Source organism: Enterococcus dongliensis (assembly GCF_031927985.1).
In the GTDB taxonomy this organism is placed as follows: Bacteria; Bacillota; Bacilli; order Lactobacillales; family Enterococcaceae; genus Enterococcus_A; species Enterococcus_A dongliensis.
In genome coordinates this window covers 59397-73859 of the sequence record NZ_JARPZC010000007.1, presented here as the reverse complement: position 1 = coordinate 73859, position 14463 = coordinate 59397, and the positions used below count along the sequence as shown (strand labels likewise).

14 protein-coding genes are annotated in these 14463 nt (G+C 39.5%); 10 read left to right on the top strand and 4 right to left on the bottom strand.

Annotated elements, in window-relative coordinates:
- The first annotated feature begins 2 nt into the window (after window positions 1–2).
- The 5 genes from P7D84_RS07030 (at window position 3) to P7D84_RS07010 (ending at window position 3997) form a co-directional block, all read left to right on the top strand.
- Entirely contained in the window at window positions 3–848 is an 846-nt protein-coding gene (locus P7D84_RS07030) for a transketolase (protein WP_311805709.1), read from the top strand.
- Complete coding sequence (locus P7D84_RS07025) at window positions 848–1798, top strand: transketolase family protein (RefSeq protein WP_311805707.1); 951 nt, start codon at window positions 848–850, stop codon at window positions 1796–1798. Before P7D84_RS07030 ends, P7D84_RS07025 begins: the two co-directional genes overlap by 1 nt.
- An 81-nt stretch (window positions 1799–1879) precedes the next feature.
- Window positions 1880–2578, top strand: a complete 699-nt coding sequence (locus tag P7D84_RS07020) for an NAD-dependent protein deacylase (protein ID WP_311805705.1) — start codon at window positions 1880–1882, stop codon at window positions 2576–2578.
- Between the two features lie 56 nt (window positions 2579–2634).
- A complete protein-coding gene (locus P7D84_RS07015) occupies window positions 2635–3477 on the top strand; it encodes a chorismate mutase (protein ID WP_137603788.1) in 843 nt (280 codons plus the stop codon).
- Window positions 3470–3997 carry a transcription repressor NadR gene (locus tag P7D84_RS07010; protein WP_311805703.1) on the top strand — a complete coding sequence of 176 codons (528 nt, stop codon included), beginning with the start codon at window positions 3470–3472 and terminating at the stop codon, window positions 3995–3997. The genes P7D84_RS07015 and P7D84_RS07010 overlap by 8 nt, the downstream gene beginning before the upstream one ends.
- Before the next feature lie 16 nt (window positions 3998–4013).
- Here P7D84_RS07010 and def read toward each other — a convergent pair whose 3' ends face one another.
- The gene (gene def, locus P7D84_RS07005; RefSeq protein ID WP_137603786.1) at window positions 4014–4577 is read right to left on the bottom strand and encodes a peptide deformylase; all 564 of its coding nucleotides are present in this window, start codon (window positions 4575–4577) and stop codon (window positions 4014–4016) included.
- A 265-nt stretch (window positions 4578–4842) separates the two neighbouring features.
- On the opposite strand from def, the gene rpsO reads away from it, so the two are divergent.
- From rpsO to P7D84_RS06990, 3 genes are all read left to right on the top strand, one after another.
- Entirely contained in the window at window positions 4843–5112 is a 270-nt protein-coding gene (gene rpsO, locus P7D84_RS07000) for a 30S ribosomal protein S15 (protein ID WP_088934178.1), read from the top strand.
- Window positions 5113–5474: 362 nt separating this feature from the next.
- A complete protein-coding gene (gene pnp, locus P7D84_RS06995) occupies window positions 5475–7604 on the top strand; it encodes a polyribonucleotide nucleotidyltransferase (protein ID WP_137603785.1) in 2130 nt (709 codons plus the stop codon).
- A gap of 320 nt (window positions 7605–7924) precedes the next feature.
- Window positions 7925–9919, top strand: coding sequence for a KUP/HAK/KT family potassium transporter (locus P7D84_RS06990; RefSeq protein ID WP_311805701.1), 1995 nt, complete (start codon window positions 7925–7927; stop codon window positions 9917–9919).
- Window positions 9920–9953: 34 nt separating this feature from the next.
- Here P7D84_RS06990 and P7D84_RS06985 read toward each other — a convergent pair whose 3' ends face one another.
- From P7D84_RS06985 to P7D84_RS06975, 3 genes are all read right to left on the bottom strand, one after another.
- Window positions 9954–11306, bottom strand: a complete 1353-nt coding sequence (locus P7D84_RS06985) for an MATE family efflux transporter (RefSeq protein ID WP_311805700.1) — start codon at window positions 11304–11306, stop codon at window positions 9954–9956.
- Between the two features lie 110 nt (window positions 11307–11416).
- Window positions 11417–11740, bottom strand: coding sequence for a DUF960 domain-containing protein (locus P7D84_RS06980; protein ID WP_137603782.1), 324 nt, complete (start codon window positions 11738–11740; stop codon window positions 11417–11419).
- Window positions 11741–11985: 245 nt separating this feature from the next.
- Window positions 11986–12600 (bottom strand): 50S ribosomal protein L25/general stress protein Ctc, encoded by a 615-nt coding sequence (locus P7D84_RS06975; protein ID WP_137603781.1) that lies wholly within the window; start codon window positions 12598–12600, stop codon window positions 11986–11988.
- A gap of 410 nt (window positions 12601–13010) precedes the next feature.
- On the opposite strand from P7D84_RS06975, the gene P7D84_RS06970 reads away from it, so the two are divergent.
- Together P7D84_RS06970 and P7D84_RS06965 are read left to right on the top strand one after the other, a co-directional pair.
- Window positions 13011–13727 carry a pseudouridine synthase gene (locus P7D84_RS06970; RefSeq protein WP_137603780.1) on the top strand — a complete coding sequence of 239 codons (717 nt, stop codon included), beginning with the start codon at window positions 13011–13013 and terminating at the stop codon, window positions 13725–13727.
- 11 nt (window positions 13728–13738) lie between these two features.
- Window positions 13739–14425: a YjjG family noncanonical pyrimidine nucleotidase gene (locus tag P7D84_RS06965; protein WP_311805698.1), complete on the top strand. Its 687-nt coding sequence runs from the start codon at window positions 13739–13741 to the stop codon at window positions 14423–14425.
- The last annotated feature ends 38 nt before the right edge of the window (window positions 14426–14463 follow it).

Sequence of the window (14463 nt, the reverse complement as noted above, 5' to 3'; positions counted from 1 at the left end):
GAATGGAGAAAGAGTTGATTACAAAATTAGAAGATTTGGCAGCTAAAATCCGAATTAATAGTATTGAGGCAATTCGTAAAGTTGGTTCAGGGCATATCGGCGGTTCACTTTCTATTGCGGATTTATTAGCAGTACTTTACGGAAAACAAATGGTGTACGATCCTAAAAATCCTCAATGGGAAAAACGCGATCGATTGGTATTGTCAAAAGGACATGCTGGTCCTGCTTTATACAGCACATTATCAGCAGTAGGCTTTTTCCCAGAAGAATGGTTATGGACCTTGAATGAAGGCGGAACCAACTTGCCATCACATCCTGATCGAATAAAAACGCCTGGTATTGATGCTACTACAGGTTCTTTGGGACAGGGGACGTCATTAGCAGCTGGGATTGCTACTGGATTAAAAATGCAAGGTAGTGAGAATTATGTTTATCTAATCGTTGGTGATGGTGAGCTAAATGAAGGGCAGTGCTGGGAGGCCTTCCAATATATTGCACATTTTAAATTGAATCATTGTATCGTGATTATTGATGAAAATAAAAAACAATTAGATGGGACTACAAAAGAGATTTTAAATCCTTTTGATATAGCAGAAAAGATGGATGCTTTTGGGTTTGCTACACAAAAGGTTAAGGGAGACGATTTGATTGCAATTGATCAAGCAATTGAAGATTGTAAAAAAATTAAAGATCAAGCTGTTTGTATCGTCTTAGATACCATCAAAGGGCAAGGGGTAAAATTCTTTGAAGAAATGGATGCGAACCATTCAGTTAAATTTAATAGTGCAGCAGTACAAGAAGCCACTGAAGAAGCCCTAAAGGAACTAAGAAAGGGGCGTGTTTTATAATGTTTACATTGGCAGACAATCATGAAATTGGGAAAGAACTACGAGTAACGGTAGTTGACGCCCTAAAAGACATGATAGAAAATAATGAAAGAATCGTTACACTTGATGCTGATCTTGGTGGTGCTAGTAAATGGACAGATATTGCAAAAAAATCGCCAGAACAGTTTATTAATGTTGGAATTGCAGAATCCAATATGGTGGGAGTTGCAGCTGGATTGAGTTTAACTGGATATATTCCATTTATTCATACTTTTGGGCCGTTTGCGACACGGAGAGTATTGGATCAAATCTATCTTTCTGGTGCATATGCTGAGAATACACTTAATATTTATGGTTCCGATCCCGGTTTTACCGCAGGACACAACGGTGGTACGCACACAACTTGGGAAGATATTGCATTGTTGCGATCAATCCCGGAAGTAGTTATTTGTGATGCAGCGGATGAAGTGCAAATGGATTGGATTATCAAAGAATTTGCAAAATTAAAAGGAATTCATTATGTTCGTGGAAATCGAAAAGGTGTAAAAAATATTTATGCGCCGGGTGCGACTTTTAAAATTGGTAAAGGCAACCTGTTACGGGAAGGTCAAGATTATTTGATTGTTGCTGCGGGGCAACTCGTAGCAGAGGCGTTAGAAGTTGCAGAAGCACTAGAAGAAAGTGGCATTTCCACTGAGGTAATCGATATGTTCACCATTAAACCGTTAGATAAAACATTATTAAATGAACGTTTTATTGGAAAGAAAGCTGTTATAACAATTGAAAATCATTCGATTACAGGAGGGCTAGGCAGCGCGGTAGCAGAAGTTTTAGCAGACAATGGATTAGCAATACCATTAACACGAATTGGTGTTGACGAGCGATTTGGCCAAGTGGGAACACCAAGTTTCTTACAAGAGGAGTTCGGTTTAACTACCCCAAAAATTTTAGAACGACTAAAAAGTTTATAAAAAAATCCCTTCAGTCATCTTTGGCTGAAGGGATTTTTTTAACTGTTCATTTATACTATACTGGTTCTTGAGGTGATAAAAATGGAAATCACAATTGATCAAGCGGTAGAAATGATCCAACAGAGTAACGCAATCACATTTTTAACTGGAGCAGGAGTCTCGACGCCTTCAGGAGTGCCGGATTATCGTTCGTTGCAAGGTGTGTATCACGGACTTGAAGCTCCGGAATATTTATTGAGCAGTGAATGTTTACTGAGAGAACCAGAAAAATTCTATCAATTTGTTAAACATTTATATCATAAAGAAGCGCGACCAAATATTATTCATCAGAAAATGGCCCAACTAGAAAAATCTAAAAAAACATGGATAGTGTCACAGAATATCGATGGATTGCATGAAATTGCTGGAAGTCAGCAGCTAGTAAACTTTCATGGATCGCTTTATGATTGTTATTGTCAAAAGTGTCAGCAAGCGGTGGATTGGCACGACTATTTAATGAACGATCGCCACAAAAATTGCGGGGGGCAAATTCGGCCAAATATTGTTTTATATGGTGAAGGATTTGAAGAAGGCGTCATCCAGCAGGCAATTGCTGCAGTTAAAGCGGCAGAGTTGATAGTAATTGTTGGAACGAGCTTCCAAGTTCATCCATTTTGTGATTTAATTTATGAAAAACGCAGTGATGCAAAAGTCTTAGTGATCAATCAAACACCGATTCAATTAGCTGGTACGTATAATTTTGTACAAGCAAATGGTGTGGCAGTATTTGAACAAATATAAGAATATCAGTCGTATTAGTTACTGACAAGATGAAAGTGCGGACTAGGAGGAACGTAATGGAGCTGACTGAAAAAGAAAAAATGATCGCTGGAAAATTATATTTTGCCGGTGATCCTGAATTAATAGCTGATCGCAAAGAAGCTCGCAGAAAGTTACAGGCGATCAATCAAGAACACGACAAGAACAAGCGCGAAGAATATGTGAAGGCGGCTTTCGGCGGAACAAAAAAACACGTTTACGTGGAACCTTCGATTTCTTTTGATTATGGCTATAATATTTTTGTAGGGGAACATTTTTATTGCAATTTCCACAATATCTTTTTGGATACCTGCCCGATTACGATTGGTGATAATTGTATGTTTGGTCCCAATGTCCAGCTGTACACAGCAAGTCATCCAATCGAACCGGCAAAACGCAACAGCGGTCTAGAATTAGGAAAACCAATTAAAATTGGTGATAATGTTTGGATTGGCGGCTCAGCAGTGATTGTTCCTGGCGTCACTTTAGGCGATAACGTAGTCGTAGCAGCTGGTGCAGTGGTGACGAAATCATTTCCAAATAATGTCGTAGTGGGAGGAAATCCCGCACAGATTATCCAGACGATCGAGGAAGAAAATGAAAAGGATGCTTTGGCACAAGCACGAGGAAAGATTGATCAAATTGATCGAGAAATTGTGAGATTATTAGAAAAGCGGATGTCGGCAGTCAGTGAAGTCACTGCTTACAAAGCCCAGACAAAAAAAGCGGTGTTAGATACAAGTCGTGAAGAAGCTGTTTTAGCGAATGTGGCGCATTTAGTGAAAGATGAAGAATATCGTGAGACCATCGTTGAGACGTTCAAAGATATCATGAAACAGTCGCGAAATTATCAAGGAGGGCGGTTGCGATCAAATGATTGATGGAGAGAAACGAAAAACGGATATTTTAGCTGCTTTGCAGCAAGCAGAAAAACCGATTAGCGCAACGAGTTTTGCGAAAAAATTTGGTGTGAGTCGGCAAATTGTCGTTGGGGACGTTGCGTTGTTACGTGCGTCTGGTGAGCGAATCATCGCAACGGCACGAGGGTATTTGTTAGAACGTGAATCTGAAAAGTTGATTAGCAAGCTCGCGGTTCAACACACGCCCGAGCAGACAGCTGAAGAATTGCATACGATTATCGAACATGGCGGTGAAGTGATCGATGTAGTAGTGGAACATCCGTTGTATGGAGAATTAGTCGGAGGATTGCATTTAGTAACCGCCCAAGACGTAGATACTTTTGTAAAAGAAGCAGAGCACCTGAATGTGACACTTTTATCGGAATTGACAGCAGGCATCCATCTTCACACGATTGCCTATGAGTCATTAGCTGATCTAACAAAAATCAAACAAGCACTTTCTGAAAAAGGGATTTTATATGAAGAAAAACACCATTCCTAGCGAATGGTGTTTTTCGTTACTCGATGACTAGCACGCCGTCTTTTAAGTGCAGCGGATTTTTTTCATCGATATGATCGTAGAACATAATCCCGTTGATATGATCAATTTCATGTTGGACTACGATGGCTTCATAGTTTTTCAAACGAATCTTATGTTTTTCACCCGTTTCATCAAAATAAGAAACAGTGATTCGTGCAGCCCTTACAACGTAACCAGGTACTTCACGATCGACGGACAAACAGCCTTCTCCTTCTCCTAGGCAAGCTTCTTGGACGGAATGACTCAAGACTTTTGGATTATACATCACAGTGCTGATGCCGTTTTCTGGTTTTTCTGGATCAACGCTTGGGACATGGACTGCGATGATTCGTTTTGAAATATCTAGTTGGGGAGCCGCTAGACCGACACCGCCGCGTAAATGCAATTCTTCTGCTTTTACAGGATCTTGACTATTTTTAAGAAACTGCAGCATTTCCTTTCCAAGTTCTACTTCTTCAGCAGTTGGAGGAAGCGGGACTTCTTTAGCAACTGCCCGCAAGGTTGGATGGCCTTCCCGAATAATATCATCCATTGTAATCATTAAAAAGTCTCCTCTCAGACATGATTTCATCACGTTAGTTTAACACAAAAAGTAAGTAAGGTAAAAAAACTATTTTTGCTGACTAGCTTCTTTAAAAAAAATATAATGATTATAAAAAACAGGCTTAAATTGGTGTACAACTTGATTTTTTAGAACAAATCAAGTAAAGTGTTAGAGTGTGCATAGCGCACCGCCTATCACTTGGTTGAGCGATTCACCAACGCTTTACTCAGTCATAGGAAGAAAAAAGGAAGAGGTGAAAACCATGGCATTATCAAAAGAACGTAAAAACGAAATCATCAATGAATTTGCTCGCCATGAAGGAGATACTGGTTCTCCAGAAGTACAAATCGCTGTATTGACGGAAGAAATCAATCAACTAAATGAGCATGCACGTGTCCACAAAAAAGACCACCATTCATATCGCGGTCTAATGAAAAAAGTTGGTCATCGTCGTAACTTGTTGGCTTACTTACGTAAGAACGAAGTACAACGTTACCGTGAATTAATCCAACGTCTAGGACTACGTCGTTAATTCGTACCGTTATGAAAGTGAGGTTCCTAGGAATCTCACTTTTTTTGCCAATTAGGCTTTTCGCAGCCAGTAATAGCTGCAAGTTATTTATGGATTTTCAACGTTATAGATCACAGATTATTTCGCATGATATAGGTGTACAAACATCGTTTGGATTTTTTATATTCGTCCATGCTTGACCAATGAGCGGCTAGATTGTGGATGTATATGTTGAATATAAAGATTCTGAGTCAGGCTCAGAAAAAATAAGAAAACCTTTGATTAGCGTGTGGTCACTCTACTAACCAAATGCAAGAAGCGAAAATTTCGCTGTTTCCATTTGTTTAGTAGCGTCACACTGGTCAAAGGGAAGAGGAGAAATTATGTCAGAAAAACAAGTTTTTAAAACCACTTGGGGCGGACGCCCTCTGCAAGTTGAGATCGGTCAACTTGCTAAACAAGCCAATGGCGCAGTATTAGTTCGTTATGGGGATACAGTTGTATTAAGTGCGGCAGTTGCTTCTAAAGAAGCGAAAGATACCGACTTTTTCCCATTAACTATCAACTATGAAGAAAAAATGTACGCAGTAGGTAAAATTCCTGGCGGCTTTATCAAACGTGAAGGTCGTCCAAGTACAGAAGCGACATTGACTGCTCGTTTGATTGACCGCCCAATTCGTCCGATGTTTGCTGATGGATTTCGTAATGAAGTACAAGTAACCAATGTTGTAATGAGTGTGGAACAAGATTGTTCTCCTTCTATGGCAGCGATGTTTGGTTCTTCATTGGCGCTATCTATCTCAGATATCCCGTTTGATGGACCAATCGCAGGTGTCGATGTTGGTCGTGTAAATGGCGAATATGTGTTGAATCCAACTGTGGAACAACATGCAGACTCAGATATTGACTTGACTGTTGCCGGAACAAAACAAGCAATCAACATGGTTGAATCTGGTGCGAAAGAAGTTTCTGAAGAAGATATGTTAGGCGCTTTATTATTTGGTTTCGATGCAATCAAAGAATTGGTCGCTTTTCAAGAAGAAATCGTTGCGGCAGTCGGCAAAGAAAAAATGTCAGTTGCTTTATTGCAAGTCAATCCTGAATTAAAACAAGAAATCTTCGACGGGTATTATCAAACGATGAAGACTGCTGTTATGACTATGGATAAATTGGCGCGTGAAGATGAAATCGAAAAAGTCAAAGAAACGGTCAAAGAGGTGTACGCTGAAAAATTTGCGAACGTTGAGACCGAAGACTTAGTTCAAATCACAAAAGAAGTTAAACAAATCGCTGAAGATCTTGAAAAAGATGTGGTTCGCGAATTGATCACAATTGATAAAATCCGTCCAGATGGTCGTAAATTAGATGAGATTCGTCCGCTAGCGGCTGAAACAGGTTTGTTGCCGCGTGTTCATGGTTCAGGACTGTTCACTCGAGGACAAACGCAAGCTTTATCTGCTTGTACCTTGGCTCCTTTAGGGGAACATCAAATCATCGATGGCTTAGGATCTGTTGAAAGCAAACGATTCATCCATCATTATAATTTCCCGCAATTTTCTGTTGGTTCAACTGGTCGGGCAGGATCACCGGGTCGTCGTGAGATTGGTCATGGTGCATTAGGCGAACGAGCTTTAGCGCAGATTATTCCAAGTGAAGAAGATTTTCCTTATACAATCCGTTTAGTAGCAGAAGTATTGGAATCAAATGGTTCTTCTTCTCAAGCAAGTATTTGTGCCGGAACTTTGGCATTGATGGATGCAGGTGTGCCGATTAAAGCGCCTGTTGCTGGGATTGCAATGGGACTTGTTTCTGATGGTGAAAATTACACTATCTTAACAGATATCCAAGGATTGGAAGATCATCTAGGCGATATGGACTTTAAAGTTGCCGGAACAAAAGAAGGTATTACTGCCTTGCAAATGGATATCAAGATTCAAGGAATCACTGAACAAATCTTAACTGAAGCATTGACGCAAGCGAAAAAAGCTCGGATGGAGATCCTTGAAGTATTGACAGATACATTAGCAGCACCAAGAGAAGAATTAAGCCAATATGCACCGAAGATCGAAATGATTAAAATTGATCCAGATAAAATCAAGACGGTTATTGGTAAAGGCGGCGACACTATCAATGGCATCATTGAAGAAACTGGCGTGAAAATCGATATCGATCAAGACGGCAATGTCAGCATCGCGTCTTCTGATGCAGATATGATCAAAAAAGCAATCAAGATCATTGAAGAATTGACTAAAGAAGTTAAAGTCGGCGAAGTTTATTTAGGTAAAGTCGTTCGGATTGAAAAATTTGGAGCGTTTGTTAACTTAATTAAAGGCAAAGACGCATTGGTTCACATTTCACAACTTGCAAACGAACGAGTGAACAAAGTGGAAGATGTAGTCAAACTAGGCGACGAAGTCCTAGTCAAAGTGACAGAGATCGATCGTCAAGGCCGTGTAAATGCTTCCCGCAAAGCATTGCTAAAAGATGAAGAAAGCAAAAAAGAAGAAAAATAATCTGATTTCTGAGGATATTCTTTGACAATTCCCCCGATAAACTGGATAATACGAATAAGTTTTAGGGGAGTAGCAACATAGAAGATTTCTATGCTTTTAGATCAACAACTAGTGTGAGACACTGGTCTAAGAGATAATTTGCAAGACCTAAACAATAGTGAGAGCTGTTGTTTAGGTCTTTTTTTAGGTTGATTTGCCGCAATAAGATACTAGCAATTCATTAGAAGAAGCATGAACGAAAAGCATGCGAATGTGTTTACAACTTAAAACTTAGTATGGAATAAAAACGCGGTTCAGTATTTAACTTAGGAGTGTGTGTAATGGAAAAGAAAAAAAGTCATACTAAACTTTCGGCGGCGGGGTTGTTAATCACGTTAGGTGTTGTGTACGGTGATATTGGAACAAGCCCTTTGTACGTGATGAAGGCGATTTTAGAAGAAAATGGTGGGATAACCACCGTTACGCAGAATTTTGTTTTGGGGGCAGTCTCGTTAGTTTTTTGGACGGTGATGCTTTTAACCACAGTCAAATATGTTCTGATTGCTTTAAAAGCGGATAATCACGGTGAAGGGGGAATCTTCTCTTTATATACATTGGTGCGTAAAGGTGGAAAATATTTGATTATCCCAGCAATGATCGGTGGAGCCGCCTTGTTAGCTGATGGAGTGTTGACGCCCGCAGTAACGGTAACAACAGCAATCGAAGGATTACGAGGAATTCCTGATTTTTATCAACGATTTGGGAATGATCAGAATATTATTGTGATTGTCACATTAGTGATTTTACTTTTTTTATTTTTGATTCAACGATTTGGAACAGATTTTGTTGGTAAGGCTTTTGGCCCAATCATGTTTTTATGGTTCACTTTTTTAGGTTTAATGGGGCTGATAAACATCCCTTATGATTTTGGGGTAATTAAAGCGCTGAATCCTTATTATGCGATTCATCTATTGTTTGATCCTACTAATAAAATGGGGATTTTTATTTTAGGAGGTATTTTCTTGGCGACGACTGGGGCTGAAGCTTTGTATTCTGATATGGGTCATGTAGGTAAAAAGAATATTCATTTCAGTTGGCCTTATGTATTGTTTTGTTTGATGTTGAATTATGCTGGACAAGCCGCGTGGATTTTACACTCAAAGGGTGACCCTACAATCGAGGGAATCGAGAACTTGAATCCATTTTTCCAAATTCTGCCAGATGGTTGGATGATTTTCGGCGTTGTTTTTGCAACGATTGCAGCGGTTATCGCTTCACAAGCATTGATTTCCGGCTCGTTCACTTTGGTCTCAGAGGCGATTAAATTAAAATTATTGCCAAGAATGCGCATCATCTATCCAGGAAAAAGTATCGGACAAATGTATATCCCGATAGTGAATTTGATTTTATGGGCAGCTTGTTCGTTGATTGTATTAACATTTCGAACATCAAGTCATATGGAAGCGGCATATGGACTATCCATTACTGTCACGATGTTGATGACGACCTTCTTGTTGTATCACTATTTGCTGCAAAAGAAGACGCCGCGAATATTAGCAAGTTTAATGCTGGTCTTCTTCGGTACGCTGGAAGGATTCTTCTTTGTCTCAAGTGTCACGAAATTTTTCCATGGCGGTTTTGTAGCAGTAGCGATGGCTTTATTGATATTAGGAATCATGTATATTTGGCATCGTAGCAATCGAGTACAAGAAGATGCTAGTCAAGACGTCGATTTCAAAGATTACTTGCCGCAATTACGAGAATTGCATGAAGATGACACGATTCCTTATTATCAAACCAATGTGGTCTTTTTAGTCCCGCGGTTAGAAGGGGATAGAATCCCACAACAATTTATTTATTCGATTTTGGATAAACGATTAAAGCGAGCAAAAGCGTATTGGTTTGTGAATGTAGAAGTCACGGACGAGCCTTACACTGAAGAATATAGCGTGGATATGATGGGAACGGATTTTATCGTAAAAGTAAAACTGTATTTAGGATTTCGGATTGCTCAAGAAGTGAATGTTTACTTGCGCCAGATCATTCATGATCTTATGAAGCAAGGGCGTTTACCTGAACAACCGCAGCACTACTCTTTGACGCCAGGTCGACAAGTCGGTGATTTTCGTTTTGTGATGATTCAAGAAGAATTAACCAATATGACTCGTATGGATAAATGGGATCGACAAGTCATGCAAGCACGGCTAGCGATCAAACATCATGCAGTGGCACCGGAACGTTGGTTTGGGATTGAATACAGTGAAGTTACTTATGAGACCGTACCATTGATCGTAGGCGAAACAAGAAAAACATGGCTTAAAGAGCGGAAAATATAAATTGTTTAAATAAGCGAGGCGCAGCCTCGCTTATTTATTTTAGTTGAAGTTGTTTTTGATCTAAGTTTTTTAAGTTGTGCATCGCTTTGAAATAAGAAGTCAGTAATACAGCAGTCGAACCTATCCAAGCCAAAGGAGAAGCAAAGGCCGCTCCGGTAAAACCAAAGGCGTTAGTTAAGATGATAGCCGCAAAAGAACGCATGACCAATTCCATAATTCCAGCGATCGTTGGGATCTTTGCTTGTCCTAATCCTTGCAATGTGTAGCGTAAAATAAATAGAATAGCTAAGACCCAATACAACGAGCCGTTGATAGTGAAATAAGTCTGTGCTAGCTCAAAAACACGAGTCTCACTGCTATTGACAAAAAGCGCAACAAAATAATGCCCGCAAGTCGTGACTAAAATGCCGGCGAGAATACTAAAAGCTCCACTCATCAATAAACACTGTTTCACTCCTTTTAAAATACGTCCATATTCTTTTGCCCCTAAATTTTGTGCAGTAAAAGTCGCCATTGTGATACCAAATGACATCATCGGTAGAATCGCGAATTGATCGATTCGACTTGCTGTTGTTTGAGCAGCTACTACATCTGTTCCTAAAGTGTTGAGGGCTGCTTGTAAGATAACGGCACCAATTGCGATAATCGAAGATTGAAATCCCATGGGTAAAGCGGCGTTTAAGTGAACTCTAAAATCATTTTTTTCAAAAGTAAAATGTTTACGGCTGATTTGTAACATCGGGATTTTTCGTCGAATAAACCAGATACACATGAGACTGGATAAAATTTGTGCGATAACAGTTGCAAAACCGGCGCCAGCTACGCCCATATGAAAACGAGTGATGAAGATCAAATCTAAGATTACATTGATTAAGACGGCAAAGGCCAAGAAAAAGAGAGGTGTCCGACTATCCCCTAACGCTCGGACCATATTGGATAATAAATTGAAGCTCATCGAAGCGAAGATCCCGCCAAGAATAACTGAAATAAATTCCTGAGCCTGGTCCAGAAGTTCAGGCGGTGTTTGCATCAAAAGTAATAGCGGACGCAAAAAGACTAAACTCAAAGTCGTTAAAACAATCGTTACACCAAATCCAATGATAATGGATGTTGCAAAACTTTGTCGAACACCTTGGATATCTTTGGCACCAAATCGTTGGGCAGTTATAATCGACAAACCAGCGGTCAATCCTTGAGCGAAGCCGATGATCAAAAAGCTGACGCTGCTAGTAGCACCTACAGCCGCTAACGCTTCTTTTCCTAATGTTTGACCGACGACGACCATGTCTACCATACTGTAAAATTGTTGGAAAACATTTCCTACAAACAGCGGCAAAGCAAATAAAATAATCAGTTTTGCCGGATTCCCATGAGTTAATTCTTTCATCTTTTTCCCGCTTTCTAATAAAATTTCTTGATTGATCGTACCATAAAAATGACTGAAAAAACTCTTTCAGTTAAAAAAAGACAACCTTAGAAAAAAGGCTGTCTGATAAATTAGCGTTGGCGAATTTCATTTGGTAATAAGATGGTTTGACGACTACCATCATCATAAGCATAGACTTCTTGCGGGAAATCGTAGGAATAACCAAAGGGTAGATCAATTCCCATCTCAACTTCACTGCCTTCTTGAGAAAAGTGCATCGTGACGTGACCGTCGTTGTTAATCAAGTCAAAACTTAAGATATTGTCTAAGGGAATCAATCCCTTCAAATCCAAGTCAATGATATACCAGATACTATCAATCAGCTCGCCTGGCAAGCTGGATACCACACCGACAGAGGCATAACGGCTTTTTTTCGAATCGAATGTTTCAAACATAGATGTTTCCTCCTTTAGTTGGGATCACTTACTTAAAGTACAAATAAGCTTTGTAGTGCCTTATTGTAATTCTTTTTTACAAAAAAAACCACTCATTGCGCTTGATTAGTAATAAAAAAATAATCTTTTTAGAAAAAGTGTCAGAGGATAAGTAATGGATCAAAAGCTTGTCATATCAGACGTATGGCTATCAACATATGTAAAAAAGACGCACCGAAAGAAATTCGGTACGCCTGCCTAAATTCTTATTCTTCAGTTGCTTGACCAATAACTTCTGGTTCTGCGCCTTCAGTTGCTTCTTCTTCAGAAAGTTCTTGTGCTTCTTGGATGGCCACGATTTGTTCTTCGGCATCTGTAACGATCGTGTAATCAGTGTTCTTAGGTAGATCGCTGATAGCAAGAGCTTGACCAATTTCCAATCCAGAAATATCTACATCGATACCTTCTGGTAATTTTTCTGGTGTTGCAGAAACAGTTACTGTATAAAGTGTTTGAGTTAATACGCCGCCTGCTTTCACACCAGCTGCTTCACCAACTAAGTTGATTTCTGTTTCAGCTTCGGTTTCTTCTGATAGGTTGACGGATACTAATTCAACATGGGTTAAGTGACGAGTGAAGGTATCCAATTGTGATTCACGTAATAACGTATTTACCTTTTTTCCACCGATTTCAATGGCAAAAACTGTGTTTGCACCATTTTCACGTAATAGTCTTGAAAATTCACGTTCGTCAATTGAGATAGGTGTACTTTCTACTTGATATCCATTAACGATTGCTGGAACTTTTCCTTCGTGACGTAATTTATTACGAATGGAACGGGGACGAGTTGCTCTTTCTTCTACTTTTAATGATACTGCCATAACCAAATTCCTCCTTAAAATGTGACTGTCTGTGGTTGTTCAGACAGATTTTATTTAAGTGATGGGTTATTCTCAGCACAATGGCTTTGCGAAAAAAACGCAAAAAGACAGCTGTCTACACAACTGTCCAAAAAAGTCTAAGTTCAACTTTCTCTACCAGGTCATAACGCTGTGTATGAGAAACCTTTGACACCGGAGTGTCGATTCACTTAATATACGAATCTCTGACTCGTATAGTTTAAGTGTAGGACTCCTTTGACTAAAATGCAAGGATAACCCCTTTTTGATTTAAGCAAAAATTATAAAAAAAATTTATCCAAATGAATTTTACTGTTTTTGCTTGCTTTGGGCAGTTGGTCTTTTATTGAAAGTTCGGTATAATAGGGCCAATATATTTGGAGGAATTTGGCATGCGGTTAGACAAAGTGATCGAACAAAATTTGCAGACGACGCGTAAGGAAATGAAACGCTTATTTCTGATGAAAAAAGTATTCGTTGATGGAGCGGTCGAATATGATCCGCAACGCAACGTTGATAGTCAGCTGCATAAAATCACTGTCGATGGGAAAAATTTATTGACGAATCACGTGTATTATCTGCTGAATAAACCAGCTGGGGTCGTGACGGCTAAAAAAGATTCTCAGTTTCAAACCGTAACGGAGCTAGTAGCGAAAGCGCAACGTCCGGCAGGATTGTATCCGGTGGGGCGTTTGGATCGCGACACGACGGGTCTGTTGTTATTAACGGATAATGGGCAATTAGGCTACGATCTTTTACAACCTTATTCGCAAGTCACAAAAACATATCACGCTGTAATTAATGAGCAAGTAACACTTGAAGATAAAAAAGCGTTTGAAACAGGCATTGTTTTTCATGGTGGGATTCGTTGTCAGCCGGCACAATTAAACATTTTACGTGCAGAGTCAGGATATTCCGAAGTTTTATTGACAATTAGTGAAGGAAAATTTCACCAAGTCAAAAAAATGTTTTTGGCTTGCGGCAAAAAAGTTACGAGTTTGACTCGTTTAGCGATGGGACCCTTGCGGCTGCCTGAAGAGCTGGCTGAAGGAGATTATCGGGCTTTGACGCTTGAGGAATTACAGCGATTAAAAACATATTTTAGATAGAAGGTTTGAAGATGGGTTACGAGACGATTTTATTTGACATTGATGACACCTTATTAGATTTCAAAGCGGCAGAAGAGCAAGCTTTAAGTTGGTTACTTCAAGAGATGGGGATAGAACCAACACTGTCAGTAAAAAATGAGTATAAAAAGATGAATCAAGGGTTTTGGCGAGAGCATGAAGCAGGCGTATTGTCACGACAAGAATTGTTAGACAATCGCTTTCGTTTATTTTTTGCACAATATGACCATGAAGTAGATGGTCCAAAGACAGAAGCGCAATACCGGCGATATTTGAATCAAGGATATCAGCTGACGGATGATAGTTTAGAAGTCGTTGCGAAGTTAAGTCAGAAAAAAGAACTCTACGTAGTGACCAATGGTGTTTCAGCAACACAGCATCAACGGTTGACCAAATCGGGTTTGGCGCCTTACTTTAAGAAACTATTTATTTCTGAGGAAATGGGTGTCCATAAACCAATGAAAGAATTTTTTGATATAGTTTTTGCTGAGATCCCTCATTTGGAAAAAGAAAAGACTGTGATTGTTGGGGATTCTTTGACTTCGGATATTCAAGGCGGGCAAACTCCCGGAATCGATACAATCTGGATGAACCCACAAGAAAAGGAAGCGACAACTATCAAACCGACCTTCCAGATTGGAAAATTAACCGACCTTTATCAGATTTTAGAAGAATTTTAAGTTTTCGATAGCAATTTGTCAGTGTTTCGCTATAATAG